Origin of the sequence: Exiguobacterium sp. s7, from assembly GCF_018618195.1 — a bacterium.
GTDB classification, from domain to species: domain Bacteria; phylum Bacillota; class Bacilli; order Exiguobacteriales; family Exiguobacteriaceae; genus Exiguobacterium; species Exiguobacterium mexicanum_A.
In genome coordinates this window covers 45,670-60,538 of sequence record NZ_JACSLO010000001.1, presented here as the reverse complement: position 1 = coordinate 60,538, position 14,869 = coordinate 45,670, and the positions used below count along the sequence as shown (strand labels likewise).

The window sequence follows — 14,869 nt, the reverse complement described above, 5'->3', positions numbered from 1 at the left end:
CCTCATCGTAATTTACGACTGATTGCTAGGCCATCACCAAGGGGCAAAATTGCAGTATGATAATCGGTCCGTGCCATCAATTGCTCAGTAAACTCTTTTACGAGACGAACGAGCCGGCGGCGTCGACGGTCAAGCACTGACACATCCTCGAGCAGGACGTCCCCTCGTAAAAATAAATTATCGCTGTAAATCGTACCACCAATTGGTACTAAAGCGCCATACCCATCAAAGAATTTTTGATACTGACCTTTGGCCGCGTCGATAAAGACCGCATCGAATTCTCCTTCAATCGTCCCGATCAACTCCACCGCATCACCATGAATGACAGTGATTCGGTCCGATACGTCCGAGCGTCCGATAAAGCCGAGCGCCTCTTCGTGACGTCGTGCGTTTCGTTCGATCGTGACGATTTCTGCGTCCGGCAACAGTTCAGCCATTCGAATCGCACTGTATCCGATTGCCGTACCGACCTCAAGGATCCGTTTCGGACGTTGCATCGCGAGAAGCGACAGCAACACTTCAGATCCGGTCAAGTCCATGATCGGCACGTGATGTTCTCGGGCGAACGCCTCCATCTCCGCCAATAACGGCGACCGGGGCGTGACCAAGTTCTCCACGTAACCTTCATAGGATGAATGTTCCACGTCGTACACCTCTTACTCTCTAATCATTCAAACGACCGGAAGCCAAGGCTTCCGGTCGCATATCCGTCAATTGTTGTTTGCTTCTTCGAACGCTTCCCATTCTGGACGATACTTGTTGACGTTCTGTTGGTGCGCCTCGTACTCCACTTCGAACAAGACTTCCCCGTTCGGGAATCCTTCACGCGGTGGTCGGGCGTAGAAATAAACGTTATCCGTATCGTTCGGATTGAGCGTGGCGACGAACGCGTCACGACTGACCGCAGCGATTGGTCCGATTGGGATCCCTTCGTAGCGGTATGTGTTATAAAGTGAATCGTTTTGGAGATCGTTGAACGATGTGAAAATCGAAGTCTCCCCGGTACCGTACCAGACGGTCGGGTCGGACTGCAACTTCATGCCATCGGCCAGACGGTTCTCGAACACACCCGCGATCTCTTGACGGTCTTCCGTCGAGACCGCTTCTTTCTCAACGACCGAGGCGAGCGATAACGTCTCATGGAACGTGCGTCCCGACGCTTCGACCGCATCGCCGTATTCGAGATAGAGCTGTTCGGTCGGCTTGAGCATCTCATCGATGATCTGAGTGAGCGTCACACCTTTATCGAACTCATACGTTGCCGGGAACAAGTAACCTTCGAGCGGGTGATAAATTCCGTCGGCGAGCACTTCGTCCGTCAGCATCTCATGCTCATTGACGAGCGAGCGGATATACTCCTCGTCGCTCAGTTGGTCCGAAATCTCTTTTTTCGGAATATCAGCCTGTTTTGCGAGACGCGAGATGACTTGGTCGATCGTAAAGCCTTCCGGGATCACTAATTTGATATCCGGGACGACGATGACTTTCCCCGTCTTCAACGTGGCGATCAACTCGTCAAGTGATTGTGACGGAGACAACGTATACGTCCCCGCTTGGAACGATGATTCATTTTTAAACCGTGTGTAAAAACGGAAAATCGTGCTATTCCTCACGAGGCCATTCTCTTCGAGTAGTTCGCCAATGTAACCAGAACCTGCACCGAGCGGAACCTCGACCTCGACCGTTTCGGTCGAAGCTGGGTCAACGGGTTCAAGCGATCGTTTCACGAACGCATAAGATACCGCGGCACCTGTGGCGATCACTAGAAGAAAGACAGCAAGGATGATGACCGTAATTCGCCGAACGATCCGGTTACGTGCACGCTTCTCATCAAACATCGATGGATGGTTCATGCGCATTTCTCCCCTGTTCTTCTGTTATGAAGATGGGCGACGAGGGTTTCCCCTAGCCGCCCGTCCACGTATTAGTCTAAACCAACTTCGTCATTGACGATATCGAACGCTTCCATGACTTCCTCGAAGTCATCATCGTCTTCGACGAGCTTCAAGATGAACTCGCCATCTTCAAGTTCTTCGATTTCAAACGCGTACACTTCGATTGTGTCGTCATCTTCGTCTTCTGTTTCTGGATTGCCGACCGGCTCAAGAACGACAAACGTCTTCTTCGAGCGGTCGCTCGTCATCCGGAAAATTTCTGCAAATAAATGCTCGTCTCCATTTTCGTCTGGAATACGGTACATTTCTTCTTCACGACGGATTTCTGCCATGAGTAATTCCTCCTTATTTGCCTGCACGATCCAGGTAATTTTGTAAAATCATGACGGCTGCCATCTTATCGATGACGGCCTTTCTCTTTTTTCGGCTGACGTCTGCTGAAATGAGCATCCGCTCCGCTTGCATCGTCGTCAAACGCTCGTCGACGAGAACCGTCGGCAAACCGGTCGCTTCGGTGAGGGCCGCGGCAAACGCCTGTGACGCCTCGCCCCGAGGTCCGATTGTCGCGTTCATGTTCTTCGGGAGACCGACAACGACTTCTTTCACATCGTACTGCTCAATAATCGGTTGAAGCAGGCGGACGGCTTCCTCAAAGTCCGGCTCGGTCCAGTAGACCGTCTCCACACCTTGCGCCGTCCATCCCATGAGGTCGCTCACGGCGACCCCAATCGTCTTCGAACCGACATCGAGCCCCATGACTCGCTTCATATTAATCCTCTCTACGATCGTTCAAATACGATTTGACCAGCTCTTCGAGCAGTTCATCTCGTTCGATTTTGCGAATTAAGTTTCGCGCATCGTTATGACGCGGGATGTAGGCAGGGTCACCTGACAACAAGTATCCGACGATTTGATTGATCGGTTGGTAGCCTTTCTCCTCGAGTGCTTGATACACCGTGATCAGTGTCTCCCGAGTGTTGGCTCGATTATCATCTTCTGGAAAATTGAATTGCATCGTGCGATCCATTTGGCTCACAAGAATCCACCTCTTTCCGTTTGCACTTCACACTCTATTATGCCAGTGATTGAACGTAATGTGAAGCAAACTTCAATGCTTCATCCAGTTTTGTCGCATCACGGCCTCCGGCTTGCGCCATGTCAGGACGGCCTCCGCCGCCTCCGCCACAACGTGTCGCCACTTCTTTGATCAATTTCCCGGCATGGAAGCCACGGTCGTTCAAGTCTTTCGTCACACCTGCGACGAGGTTGACCTTGTCGCCGTTCGCCGAGCCGAGCAAGATGACGGCCGAGCCGAGCTTGCCTTTCAATTCGTCGACCATGCCACGGAGCGCGTCCATGTCTTGTCCGTCGACGCGCTTAGCGATCAATTGGACATCACCGAACGTCTCGATGGCGTCTGTGAGTGACGATGCTTCGATGTTGGCGAGTTTCGCTTTGAGCGATTCGCTCGCGCGTTCGAGTTCTTTCATTTCAGTTTGAAGCGCTTGGACACGCGTCGGCACTTCGAGTGGTTTTGTCTTGAGCAGTTTTGCTGCCGTCTCGAGCGTCTCGATGTGCTGGTTCATCACTTCGTAAGCACCAGCTCCTGTGACCGCCTCGATGCGACGTGTACCGGCTCCGATTCCTGATTCCGACAAGATTTTGAAGAGACCGATTTCCGCCGTGTTGCCGACGTGGCAGCCACCGCAAAGTTCGACCGAGTCACCGGCAGCGACGACGCGGACGACATCCCCGTACTTCTCACCGAAGAGCGCCATCGCACCTTTCGCTTTCGCATCGGCGATGTTCATTTCTTCGATATCGACAGCGATTGACGCCCAGATACGCTCGTTCACTTGACGTTCGATCGATTGGAGCTCTTCAGCCGTCACTTGGCCGAAGTGCGAGAAGTCAAAGCGGAGACGGTCTGGTGTCACGAGTGAACCTGCTTGGTTGACGTGCTCACCGAGCGTGTCTTTCAACGCGCGATGCAACAAGTGCGTCGCTGTGTGGTTTTTGATGATCGCTTGACGCGAATCGAAGTCGACCGTAGCCGTCACCGCGACTTCTGCCTTGGCGACACCTGACGTGACCGTGACCGTGTGCAAGTTTTGGCCATTCGGCGCTTTCGAGACGTCTTTCACGTGAAGGACGAAGTCCGACCCGACGATTTGTCCTTTATCGCCGATTTGACCGCCGCTCTCAGCGTAGAATGGCGTCTGATCGAGGATGACTTGCGCTTCTTCCCCAGCTGCGACGACGTCAACGAGCTCTCCATCATGAATCAAGCTGATGATTTTCGCTTCAGTTCCGAGGTTCGTGTACCCGACGAATGATGATGGAAGCGTAATTTCTGCAAGAACGCCTGACTGGATTTGCATCGACTCAACGTCGGCACGGGCAGTCCGAGCGCGTTCACGCTGGGCGTTCATCGCTTGTTTGAATCCATCCTCGTCGACCGTCAATTTGTGGTCTTCGGCGTACTCGATCGTCAACTCGAGCGGAAAACCGTACGTATCGTAGAGACGGAACGCATCTTCACCGCTGATGACGTTCGAACCGGCCGCTTTTTGCGCTTTCGCGACTTCGTTCAAGATAGCGAGACCGTCATGGAGCGTCTCGTGGAAACGTTCTTCTTCATTCTTGACGACTTTCTTGATGAAGTCTTTCTTCTCACGGACTTCAGGGTAGAAGTCGACCATGATGTCGCCGACGACGTCGACGAGCTCATACATGAACGGACGCTCGATGCCTAGCATCTTCGCATAGCGGACGGCACGGCGGAGCAAACGACGAAGCACGTAGCCGCGGCCTTCGTTCGATGGGAGCGCCCCGTCGCCGATCGCGAACGAGACGGTGCGGATGTGGTCAGCGATGACTTTGAACGCCACGTCTTTGCTGCTGTCGGTGCGGTACGTCTCGCCGCTGATTTTCTCTGTCTCGCGGATGATTGGCATGAACAAGTCCGTGTCGAAGTTCGTCGGTACGTCTTGCATGACGCTCGCCATCCGCTCGAGACCCATCCCTGTATCAATGTTTTTCCGTGGGAGCTCGGTATAGTTGCCGTGCCCGTCATGGTTGAACTGACTGAAAACGATGTTCCAAATCTCAAGGTAACGCTCGTTCTCGCCGCCCGGGTATAGCTCTGGGTCGGTCGGGTCGTCGCCGAACGCAGGTCCGCGATCGAAGAAGATTTCTGTGTTCGGGCCAGACGGGCCTTCCCCGATTTCCCAGAAGTTCTCTTCGAGTGGGATGATGCGGTCGGCCGGCACGCCAAGTGCGAGCCAAAGTTGTTTCGCTTCTTCATCTTCCGGGTGAATCGTCACCGACAAGCGATCCGGGTCGAGCCCGTACCATTCGTCGCTCGTCAGAAGTTCCCAGCCCCATTTGATCGCGTCTTCGCGGAAGTAATCACCGACCGAGAAGTTCCCGAGCATTTCGAAGAACGTATGGTGACGCGCCGTCTTCCCGACGTTCTCGATATCGTTTGTCCGAATCGACTTCTGCGCGTTGACGATGCGCGGGTTGGCTGGAATGACACGGCCGTCAAAGTATTTTTTGAGCGTCGCGACGCCTGAGTTGATCCAAAGAAGCGTCGGGTCCTCGACCGGTACGAGTGAGGCACTCGGCTCGACACTGTGTCCTTTTGATTTGAAGAAATCTAAATACATTTGGCGAATCTGTGCGCCAGTTAATGGTTTGAGCGGTTTCATCAACAATTCCTCCTTCAGTTTAAACGAAACGAAAAAAAGCGATGCTCATCCCTGTGGAAAGGGACGAAAGCATCGCTTCGTGGTACCACCCTCGTTCGCACGGCAAAGCCGTGCCTCGAACATCCGATAACGCGGATGAGGCGCCCAGGGTGAGTGGGGACTCCAGACTAGCTTCGGTCGACCGGACCCCCATCTTCTCACAGCCTAGGAAGATGTCTCTGGTGAGGCGGTTACGACGTACTCATTTCCTTCATCGTCTTTAATCGTTTCAGTTTTCTATTCGTCATTATCACACGTCAATCGGGAGACGTCAAGACTTGCCGCCTAGCCGCTCGACGAGTTTCGTCCGCCGCACCGGCTCTTCTTCTCGCGTCGCCGCCTCGAGCGCACGGACGTCTCCGAACAAGAGCAAACTCTTCTTCGCCCGGGTGACGGCCGTATAAATCAAGTTGCGCGACGAGCGGAAGCCGCCGTTGAAGAAGACGGGCATGAGCACGATCGGGAACTCGGACCCTTGTGACTTATGGATGGTGATGGCATAGGCGTGGGTGAACTGGTCCCATTCGCTCCGGTTATACTCGACCTCGGTCTGATCGAAGCGGATATAGATTTTGTCGACCTTGTCGACGTTTTCTTTCGCATAGAAAATGTTCGTGATTTCACCGATATCGCCGTTATAGACGTTCTCCTCGGCGTTATTGACGAGTTGGAGCACTTTATCCCCGTTTCGGTACGTCCGGTTGCCGTGCTTCACTTCCCGGGCCGCCGATTTCGGATTGAAAACGTTTTGGAGCGCCTCGTTCAATCCGTCGATGCCGCATACCCCACGGTACGTCGGCGCGAGCACTTGAATATCGAATGGGGAATAACCTTTTCGCAGCGCGGCCCCGGCCATTTGACAGATCGCTTGCAGTGCCGTCTCTTGGTTGGCCGTATAAAAGCGACGGTCCGGTAGTGCCGCGAGCAAATCGTCCGGCATCTGTTTCGCGTTGAGTGCGTGCGCCAGGCGCAGGATGCTCGACTCGGACGCCTGCCGATGGACGACATCGAGCCGGACGACGGGAATCCCGTCGGTCGCCATCAAATCGGCGAGCACTTGGCCCGGTCCGACCGAAGGCAATTGATCCCGGTCCCCGACGAAGAGGATTTTCATCCCGTTCGGCACAGCCCGAAGCAGGCTGCGGAACAAGAAGATATCAATCATCGACGCCTCGTCGACGATGAGCACTTTTCCGACGAGCGGATTCGTGTCATCGACTTGGAATGAGCTACCATCAAACTTTAAGAGACGGTGAATCGTCGAGGCTGGCAAGCCCGTCGACTCACTGAGCCGTTTCGCGGCCCGGCCGGTCGGTGCGGCGAGCACGAACGGGAACGGTTGGTTCTGTACCGGTTCGAGCTTCCAGTCGAACACGTCGCTGAGCGCGTGGATGATACCACGGACGACGGTCGTTTTACCGGTCCCGGGTCCGCCTGTCAGCACCATGAGCGGCGACTTCAAGGCAAGTTCGATCGCCTCTCGTTGTTGCTTGGCATACTCGATCGAGAACATCTCCTCGACGCGACCGACCGCATCAAAGATTGTCGTCATATCGACGTCTTCCGTCGTCGATGTCGACATGATGCGCGCGAGTTCCTCGGCCGCTTTTTGTTCGGCCCGGTACACGCGTGGATGATAGACGACCCCGTCCTCGACGATAACTCGTTCGTCATTCGCAAGCGTTTCGAGTGCCGAGACGAGCGCCTCGCCCGGATCACCGCCGATGATGCGCGGCATCTCACTCGCGAGCTGATCGGCCGTGACGAACAAGTGCCCGTTCCCTTGCTCGAGTTCGAGCACATACAACACGGCCGCCGCGATCCGTTCCGGGTGAATCCCTTGGATGCCAAAGTGGGCGGCGATGGCGTCGGCCGTCTTAAAGCCGATGCCTTGAACGTCATACATGAGGGCGTATGGATTTTTCTCGATCGTCTCCATCGCCCGACCTTCATACTCTTTATGAATCTTCGAGGCGAGTCGCGGTGTGACGTCGAACGGCGCCAAAAACAACAGCAACTGATCGACCCCATACAACACGTTCAACCGCTCGGTGATGACACGGGCCTGCTTTTCTTTCAAGCCGTCGACGTTCGACAAGATACTCGGATGCTTGACGATTTGGTCGATGCAGTCGTCTCCGAGTGCGTCGGCAATCTTTTGGGCCGTCTTTTGCCCGATTCCCGGGAAAGAGCCGTTCGTCAAAAACCGGACGGCCGCCCGTTTTGTCATCGGGACGACACGGCGGATCCATTCCGCTTTCATCTGTTTCCCGAATCGGGGATGGTCGACGAGACGCCCGTGCGCTTTATACGTCTCGCCTTTTTCAATGCCGACGCCGACACCGGCGATGACCATCTCGGTCTCGTCTGTCTCAAAGTTCTTTTCTTTTATACGTACGAGCGCGATCGTGTGCGCTTCTTCTTCCGATTGAAACAGGACGCGGATGACTTTTCCTGTCAACTCGTAAGGTGCTGCCATCATTCGAGCCACCTCCAGCTAGTTTTCCATCCCCCATTATAGCCCGAGTTTGAACGGTAGGACAAATCGCCTAACTGAACAGGTTGAGGATGCGCTCGAGCTGGTCGAGGTCGACACGTTCAAGAATCCGAATCAGCTGATCGACATCGATTCGGTTCAAGATGCGCTCAAGTTGTTCCAAGTCCACGGTTTCAAGCAGTCGTTCGAACCGTTCCAGCTCCCCCGAATTGACATAACCTTCGAGCCGCTCGAACAGTTCGGTCCGCTCGACACGAAACAGTTGCTCAAGCGATGGTCGCTGAATCAACAGCACAAGTCCCGCGGCGATGACGTGGACGCCCCAGTTCAACACGATGTGACCGAGCCTTACCGTCTGTCTGACGAACGGGACGAGCGGGATGAACGACAACTGCAACACGATGATTCCTAGCTGGACGTACGGATTCGGAATGAACCAAGCTACGAGGGCAAGCAGGGCCGGGACGATCCACGCCACTCCGACCGCACCAAACGTCACGGACCAGGACTTGTTCGCCGACAATACCCAATGCATGACGACACCGATCACAAAAAATGTCGCAAACAAGAGTAACAGCACGGTCGTCGCCCGTTCCGACTCGACGACGACCCGGAACAAGAGATTATTCGTCCACTCGCCCGTCGCGAGACGATTATCGACTTCGATGAACAGACGACCGAGCATGAACCATTCGATGATGAAAAAAATAACGACGCTGACCAAACTAAACATCCGCATATGCTTTCTCCCCTCTCACATTGCTAATCCATTTCCCGAACACTCGGACGGCTATGCACGTTTTTCGTCGAATCAAAGCGGGAACTGTTCGAGTGAACCTATGAAGGAGGGATTATGTATGACGAACCGGATTCCAATCAGTGGCCTGTGTGAACTCGTGTTAGAAGTGACCGACATGACCGAGGCCGTCGATTTTTGGCACGGCAAGCTCGGACTGCCCGTCGTCGAACAATGGGTCGGTGATGATGCCGAACCGAGCGAGGCACAGGAGCACGCGGACGAACCTTGGGCGACGTGGCTCTATGTCGGTGGGAATACTCGCCTCGGCCTTTGGTTGAAACGAGATTTCACGTCAGAAGAAGAATCGAATCGCCAAGAGGACGTGACCGAGTGGGACACGCTCTATGATGAAGGCGGCGCCCACGTCCACTGCGCATTTTTCGTTCCGATGGAGTCGTTCGACCAAGCGCTCGAAGTGTTAGAGGCGTCAAACATTCCGACGAAACTCCGGACGTGGGACGAGGACGAGACGGTCAACGGTAAAGAGCGCTCGGCCTACTTCAAAGACCCGAGCAAGAACGTGATCGAGCTATACACGAAAAATATGGACGAGGCCTACGGTGAGTTCGCCGGCGAGCCCGTGAAGATCACGACGAAACAGCTCTGATTCACATGTACGCTCGACAACCTACATGATACGATGAGAGAAAATGGAAAAGGTCGTGCCATATGCGTTTCTTCCCGCTTTTCCTCATGGCTTGTTTAGGCTTGCTCACCTTTGGGCTGTATTTTGTAATCGATGCGTTTCCCACGCTCGACCGACCCACTTCGTTTGCAGCGTTGGCGTTCGTCTCATTCGGGACGAGTTTCCTGATTTTGATGGATGGTGTACGACGAGCCAAGTCCGGAAAGCGTGTCTTGTGGAGCTACATCGCGCTCGCCGGCACACTGGTATTGATGACTTTTAATCTTTTGATTTGGGTCATCGGGGAGGTGTCGACATGACGCTCACCCTCCCTGAATGTATCACCGGCTTTTCATACGGCGACTGTTCCGCCCCAGGGTCGGATTGGAAGACGTTCAAATTGATTTGTTTTGAATTTACTCGAATGAAACGAGGATTCTGTTCCTTTACTATTGGGGACGAAATCACTCCGAATTATCACCAGGCGACGATCACCTGGAGTGAGCAAACCATCTATTATTGGGATTAATCAAAAAGTGCCCCTGCGAAAAATCGCAGGGGCACTTTCAAATCATTCAGTTCCGGAGTAGGTCATCCATCTTCGCTTTCGCGTCATACGCGAGCGCGTGGTCCGGTTGCAACTCGAGCACACGCTCGAGCTCGGCGTACGTCTTGTCCTGTTCACCGAGAAAGGCGTAGGCGATCGCCAAGTTGTAGCGCGCGTCCGTGTGGCTCGCGTCGAGGTCGAGCGTATGCTCGAGCGCTTCGACGGCCTCGTCGAGCTGTTCATTCTGCGCGAGCGCGAGCCCGTATTGGAACGAAATCTCGACGTCTTCCGGTGCCTGCTTCATCGCTTCCCGGAGACGCGGCAACGCCCGGACGAAATCGCCCATCGCTTTGTACGTCAAGCCGAGCATGAAATGAAGGTCGGCGTCGTCCATCCCGGCGAGCAGCGCCTGACGCAGAGATGCCTCGGCCAAGTCGAGCTGTTCGAGCTCATAGGCGAGCGCTCCCTTCGCGTAATGGGCCGCGCCGAACGCGTTGTCGAGTTCGAGCGCCTTATCGTAAAAGACGACGGCCCGTTCATGGTCGCCGATCGCTTGCAAGAGCGTACCGATGTTGACGTAACCGGTCGGGTCCGTCGGGTCCGCTTCGATGGCAGCATTGAACTGCTTGGCCGCCTGTTCGAACTCACCTTGTTGCATCGCTTGGATGCCTAATTCGTTTGCGTTCAAAGTCATCACCTCATCCGATATAGTCGAGTCGTTTTCCGTTTCGATACGCTTCGTCAATCGTCGCACCACCGAGGCAGATATCACCGTCATAGAAGACGACAGCCTGTCCTGGCGTGATGGCACGTTGCGGCTCATCAAATTTGACGAGCACTTCGCCATTTTCAAGTGGCGCGATCGTCACAGGCACGTCTTGTTGACGGTAGCGGAATTTCGCCGTCGCCCGGAACTCACCTGTTGGTACGGCACCTGTCCATGACAGCTTCGATGCGAGCAACGCGTCCGAATAGAGCGCGTCATGATGGAACCCTTGGCCGACGTAGAGGATGTTTTCTTCCACGTTTTTGCCGACGACGAACCATGGGTCCCCGTCTCCGCCGATGCCGAGGCCGTGGCGTTGACCGAGCGTGTAATACATGAGCCCGTCATGGTTTCCTTTTTGTTCCCCATCGAGCGTCTGCATGATGCCTGGTTGTGATGGCAAATACTCCGAGAGGAACTCTTTGAAGTTGCGCTCTCCGATAAAGCAGATGCCCGTCGAATCTTTTTTCTTCGCTGTCGCGAGTCCCGCTTCTTCGGCGATGACACGGACGTCTTTCTTGTCCATATGACCAATCGGGAACATCGTCCGCGCGAGTTGGTCTTGTGACAACTGGTTCAAGAAGTACGTTTGGTCTTTGTTGTCATCTTTCCCACGAAGAAGTCGATGCTCACCGTCGACGTACTCGACCCGTGCGTAGTGCCCGGTCGCGACGAAGTCGGCACCGAGGCGAAGCGCGTGGTCAAGGAATGCCTTGAACTTGATTTCCTTGTTACACATGACGTCCGGGTTCGGCGTCCGCCCGAGACGGTACTCGGCCAAGAAGTATTCGAACACGCGGTCCCAATATTCTTTCTCAAAGTTGACCGCATAATAAGGGATCCCGATTTGGTTCGCGACCGCAATGACATCTTCATAGTCTTCGGTCGCCGTACAGACACCGTTCTCGTCCGTATCATCCCAGTTTTTCATAAAGATTCCGATAACGTTATACCCTTGCTCTTTCAGCAAATGGGCCGTCACCGATGAATCGACGCCGCCTGACATCCCGACGACGACCGTCGTCTCGGCAGGGGCTTTTGTGCGTAAGTTCATGATTTATCTCACTCCGTTCGTGAATGTCGAGACGACCTCAGAGAGTCGTTCGGCGAGCCGCTCCACGTCTGCGACCGAGTTGCCATGTCCAAAGCTGATGCGGACGGACTGTTTCGTCCGATCCGACGTCCCGAACATCGCCGTCAATACGTGTGACGGTTCAATCGACCCTGCCGTGCAGGCACTGCCGCTCGAGATGGCAAAGCCGCGCATGTCCATCATGATGAGGAACGGTTCAAGTTCGATGCCCGGGAGATACAAGTTGACGATGTGCGGTAAGCGGTTCGCCCCGTTCACGTCATACTCGACTCCGAGTTCATCGAGTCGCTTGAAGAGCGCCTCGGTCATTTGCTGGTACGCGCCCACTCGTTCGACTTGCTCGATTTTGGCCAGTTCGGCTGCTTGTTGGAACCCGACGGCACCCGGAACGTTTTCCGTGCCGGCTCGACGTTTCCGTTCTTGTTGTCCTCCAAAAGAACGCGTCGCTAATTTTACACCTGTTTTTATAAAAAGAAAACCGATACCTTTCGGGCCATTGATTTTATGGGCCGAGGCCGACAATAAATCGACCCCGAGCGCCTTGACGTCAATCGTTTCCGTGCCGAGCGCTTGGACCGCGTCCGTATGGAAATAGGCCTGATGGTCGGCGAGGAGCGCACCGATTTCCGCAATCGGTTGAAGTGTGCCGACCTCGTTGTTGCCGTACATGACCGAGACGAGGATCGTATCGTCCCGGAGCGCAGCACGAACGGAGTCAAGCGTCACCGCACCCGTCGCGTCGACATCGAGATACGTCACTTCGAATCCTTCCCGCTCGAGTTGCTCCATCGCGTGCAAGACGGCGTGGTGTTCGACTTTCGTCGTGATCACATGTTTACCTTTATGTTGATTCGCGTAAGCCGTACCGAACAATGCATAGTTGTCCGACTCGGTGCCGCCCGATGTGAAGACAATCTCGTTCGGGGTCGCCCCGATCCACGTGGCGAGCGTCCGGCGCGAAGTATCCAGTGCGGCGCGCGCCGTTCGTCCGATGCCGTGGATGCTCGACGGGTTGCCATAATGTTCGAGCATATAAGGTGTCATCGCTTCGAGCACTTCCGGACGCATCGGCGTCGTTGCGGCATGATCAAAATAGTTCATATTCGTTCACCTCATCTTTATATATAGAACATATAGCCATCAGAATCTTCTTCAGCGAGATCGGCGAGTGTCGTCTCTTCGAGCACTTTCTCGATCGCCGCTTTGATTTTATCCCAAAGCTTCCGTTTCACGGCATCGTCCGCTTCTGAGTCTTCGACGATTGTGAGCGGCCCTTCGAGCAAGCGGATGATTTCTCCCGCCGTGATGTCCGTTGCCGGTTTGACGAGCTGATAGCCGCCGTACGCCCCGCGGACGCTCTTGACGAGACCGCCGTTGCGAAGTGGACCGATCAACTGCTCTAAGTAATGTTCCGGCAAGTCATGCCGGGCCGCAATCTTTTTCAAGCTGAGCGGTTTATTGTCCGTTTCCCGGGCCAGTGCGATCATGATCGTCAATCCATAACGACCTTTTGTAGATATTTTCATCTTCATGTCTCCTTCTGCTATACTAGTCGAACAAACGTTTGTCGAAAGGAATGTGTACGTATGAGTGATTTATTTCAGCAATCGAATAGCGGCCCGCTCGCCAATCGGATGCGGCCTGAAACGTTAGACGAAGTCATCGGTCAACGCCACATCATCGGCGAAGGCAAATTGCTGCGGCGGGCCATCGAGGCCGACCGCCTCGGCACGATTATCTTGTATGGACCGCCGGGAACGGGCAAGACGACGCTCGCCCGCGTCATCTCGAATTATACGAAAGCGACGTTCGTGCAATTGAACGCCGTCACGGCCAAACTCGATGAACTCCGGAGCGTCATCCGCGAGGCCGAGTCCCGGTTTGATTTCGAGCAAGAACGAACGATTTTATTTTTAGACGAGATTCATCGTTTCAATAAACTGCAACAAGACGCCCTGCTCCCGGCACTAGAGGCCGGGAAGCTCATCTTGATCGGGGCGACGACCGAAAACCCGAGTTTTGAGGTCAACGCGGCGTTGCTGTCGCGCGCGACCGTGTTTCGGCTCGAACCGCCTGGACCAGACGAACTTCGTGTCGTCTTGGAGCGGGCTCTCGCTGATAAAAAGGGACTCGGCAACTATCCCGTCCAAATCGAGGAAGCTGCCGTGGACCATTATATCAAAATGGCGGACGGTGACTACCGTGTCCTGTTGAACGCCCTCGAGCTGGCCGTATTGACGACGCCCGAGGTCGATGGCAAGATTCAAATCACACTCGACGTCGCCGAGGAGTCGATTCAACAAAAAGCCATCAAGTACGACAAGACGGGTGACCGGCACTATGACGTCATCTCGGCGTTCATTAAGTCGATTCGCGGCTCGGACCCGGACGCGGCACTGTACTGGCTCGCCGTCATGATCGAGGCCGGCGAATCACCGCGCTTCATCATGCGCAGGCTCTATGTGCATGCGGCCGAAGATATCGGGCTCAGTGACCCGAACGCGCTCGTCATCGTCGATGCGGCCGCTCGCGCGAGCGAACACGTCGGTTTCCCGGAGGCACGGATCCCGATGGCACAGGCCGTCCTGTATCTCGCGACGGCACCGAAATCGAACGCGGTCATCACCGCCATCGATAAGGCGATTCACCACGTCCGCACGGTCGAAGGCGGTCCGGTACCGGTCCATCTCCGTGACGCGCACAGCCCAGGCGCCCGCGAGCTCGGCAACGGTGCCGGATACAAATACCCGCACGACGAGAAAGACGGCTACGTCGCGCAAAACTACTGGCCGGAGAACTTGGCCCGAAAACGTCCTAAATATTATACACCGACGAGCCGTGGCTTCGAGCAACAGCTGCAAAAACGACTCGATTATTGGGAAAAACGACGCTGAC

At 54.8% G+C, this 14,869-nt stretch carries 15 protein-coding genes; 3 read left to right on the top strand and 12 right to left on the bottom strand.

Translation table 11 applies throughout. The annotated features are described in order from the left end of the window. Positions 1-2 precede the first annotated feature (2 nt). The 8 genes from KNP79_RS00305 to KNP79_RS00270 form a co-directional block, all read right to left on the bottom strand. Complete coding sequence (locus tag KNP79_RS00305) at positions 3-644, bottom strand: O-methyltransferase (protein ID WP_138859710.1); 642 nt, start codon at positions 642-644, stop codon at positions 3-5. A 66-nt stretch (positions 645-710) separates the two neighbouring features. After that, positions 711-1,853, bottom strand: coding sequence for an endolytic transglycosylase MltG (mltG, locus tag KNP79_RS00300; protein ID WP_215190853.1), 1,143 nt, complete (start codon positions 1,851-1,853; stop codon positions 711-713). A 71-nt stretch (positions 1,854-1,924) separates the two neighbouring features. Then, a complete protein-coding gene (locus KNP79_RS00295) occupies positions 1,925-2,227 on the bottom strand; it encodes a DUF1292 domain-containing protein (protein ID WP_034776918.1) in 303 nt (100 codons plus the stop codon). Between the two features lie 13 nt (positions 2,228-2,240). Next, complete coding sequence (gene ruvX, locus KNP79_RS00290) at positions 2,241-2,663, bottom strand: Holliday junction resolvase RuvX (RefSeq protein WP_034776916.1); 423 nt, start codon at positions 2,661-2,663, stop codon at positions 2,241-2,243. Between the two features lies 1 nt (position 2,664). After that, on the bottom strand, positions 2,665-2,931 hold the full coding sequence (locus KNP79_RS00285; protein ID WP_029595797.1) for an IreB family regulatory phosphoprotein: 267 nt from the start codon (positions 2,929-2,931) through the stop codon (positions 2,665-2,667). 37 nt (positions 2,932-2,968) lie between these two features. Continuing rightward, positions 2,969-5,608, bottom strand: a complete 2,640-nt coding sequence (alaS, locus tag KNP79_RS00280; protein WP_034776913.1) for an alanine--tRNA ligase — start codon at positions 5,606-5,608, stop codon at positions 2,969-2,971. 310 nt (positions 5,609-5,918) lie between these two features. Then, positions 5,919-8,126, bottom strand: a complete 2,208-nt coding sequence (gene recD2, locus KNP79_RS00275) for an SF1B family DNA helicase RecD2 (RefSeq protein ID WP_251128225.1) — start codon at positions 8,124-8,126, stop codon at positions 5,919-5,921. A 70-nt stretch (positions 8,127-8,196) separates the two neighbouring features. Further along, positions 8,197-8,883: a magnesium and cobalt transport protein CorA gene (locus KNP79_RS00270; RefSeq protein ID WP_215190852.1), complete on the bottom strand. Its 687-nt coding sequence runs from the start codon at positions 8,881-8,883 to the stop codon at positions 8,197-8,199. Positions 8,884-9,001: 118 nt separating this feature from the next. On the opposite strand from KNP79_RS00270, the gene KNP79_RS00265 reads away from it, so the two are divergent. Both KNP79_RS00265 and KNP79_RS00260 read left to right on the top strand, forming a co-directional pair. Then, positions 9,002-9,550, top strand: a complete 549-nt coding sequence (locus KNP79_RS00265) for a VOC family protein (protein WP_235420143.1) — start codon at positions 9,002-9,004, stop codon at positions 9,548-9,550. Between the two features lie 86 nt (positions 9,551-9,636). Beyond that, on the top strand, positions 9,637-9,888 hold the full coding sequence (locus KNP79_RS00260) for a hypothetical protein (RefSeq protein ID WP_215190851.1): 252 nt from the start codon (positions 9,637-9,639) through the stop codon (positions 9,886-9,888). A 255-nt stretch (positions 9,889-10,143) separates the two neighbouring features. On the opposite strand, the gene KNP79_RS00255 is transcribed toward KNP79_RS00260, so the two are convergent. Genes KNP79_RS00255 through cymR form a run of 4 tightly spaced genes read right to left on the bottom strand, consistent with a single transcriptional unit; the run spans position 10,144 to position 13,500 of the window. Next, a complete protein-coding gene (locus tag KNP79_RS00255) occupies positions 10,144-10,809 on the bottom strand; it encodes a tetratricopeptide repeat protein (protein WP_215191171.1) in 666 nt (221 codons plus the stop codon). Positions 10,810-10,813: 4 nt separating this feature from the next. Further along, on the bottom strand, positions 10,814-11,935 hold the full coding sequence (mnmA, locus tag KNP79_RS00250; RefSeq protein ID WP_034776905.1) for a tRNA 2-thiouridine(34) synthase MnmA: 1,122 nt from the start codon (positions 11,933-11,935) through the stop codon (positions 10,814-10,816). A 3-nt stretch (positions 11,936-11,938) separates the two neighbouring features. After that, the gene (locus KNP79_RS00245) at positions 11,939-13,075 is read right to left on the bottom strand and encodes a cysteine desulfurase family protein (protein WP_138859718.1); all 1,137 of its coding nucleotides are present in this window, start codon (positions 13,073-13,075) and stop codon (positions 11,939-11,941) included. A gap of 17 nt (positions 13,076-13,092) precedes the next feature. Next, positions 13,093-13,500 carry a cysteine metabolism transcriptional regulator CymR gene (cymR, locus tag KNP79_RS00240; protein WP_021066920.1) on the bottom strand — a complete coding sequence of 136 codons (408 nt, stop codon included), beginning with the start codon at positions 13,498-13,500 and terminating at the stop codon, positions 13,093-13,095. Between the two features lie 60 nt (positions 13,501-13,560). Between cymR and KNP79_RS00235 the strand changes: the two genes are divergently transcribed. Continuing rightward, the gene (locus KNP79_RS00235) at positions 13,561-14,868 is read left to right on the top strand and encodes a replication-associated recombination protein A (RefSeq protein ID WP_034776901.1); all 1,308 of its coding nucleotides are present in this window, start codon (positions 13,561-13,563) and stop codon (positions 14,866-14,868) included. The last annotated feature ends 1 nt before the right edge of the window (position 14,869 follow it).

Excerpts from the sequence above, each read along its gene's own strand:
- KNP79_RS00235 (WP_034776901.1), top strand. The coding sequence starts at position 13,561 with ATGAGTGATTTATTTCAGCAATCGAATAGCGGCCCGCTCGCCAATCGG.
- cymR (WP_021066920.1), bottom strand. The coding sequence starts at position 13,500 with ATGAAAATATCTACAAAAGGTCGTTATGGATTGACGATCATGATCGCA.
- KNP79_RS00255 (WP_215191171.1), bottom strand. The coding sequence starts at position 10,809 with ATGACTTTGAACGCAAACGAATTAGGCATCCAAGCGATGCAACAAGGT.
- KNP79_RS00270 (WP_215190852.1), bottom strand. The coding sequence starts at position 8,883 with ATGCGGATGTTTAGTTTGGTCAGCGTCGTTATTTTTTTCATCATCGAA.
- mnmA (WP_034776905.1), bottom strand. The coding sequence starts at position 11,935 with ATGAACTTACGCACAAAAGCCCCTGCCGAGACGACGGTCGTCGTCGGG.
- KNP79_RS00295 (WP_034776918.1), bottom strand. The coding sequence starts at position 2,227 with ATGGCAGAAATCCGTCGTGAAGAAGAAATGTACCGTATTCCAGACGAA.
- recD2 (WP_251128225.1), bottom strand. The coding sequence starts at position 8,126 with ATGGCAGCACCTTACGAGTTGACAGGAAAAGTCATCCGCGTCCTGTTT.
- KNP79_RS00260 (WP_215190851.1), top strand. The coding sequence starts at position 9,637 with ATGGCTTGTTTAGGCTTGCTCACCTTTGGGCTGTATTTTGTAATCGAT.
- KNP79_RS00265 (WP_235420143.1), top strand. The coding sequence starts at position 9,002 with ATGACGAACCGGATTCCAATCAGTGGCCTGTGTGAACTCGTGTTAGAA.
- ruvX (WP_034776916.1), bottom strand. The coding sequence starts at position 2,663 with ATGAAGCGAGTCATGGGGCTCGATGTCGGTTCGAAGACGATTGGGGTC.
- KNP79_RS00245 (WP_138859718.1), bottom strand. The coding sequence starts at position 13,075 with ATGAACTATTTTGATCATGCCGCAACGACGCCGATGCGTCCGGAAGTG.
- alaS (WP_034776913.1), bottom strand. The coding sequence starts at position 5,608 with ATGAAACCGCTCAAACCATTAACTGGCGCACAGATTCGCCAAATGTAT.
- mltG (WP_215190853.1), bottom strand. The coding sequence starts at position 1,853 with ATGAACCATCCATCGATGTTTGATGAGAAGCGTGCACGTAACCGGATC.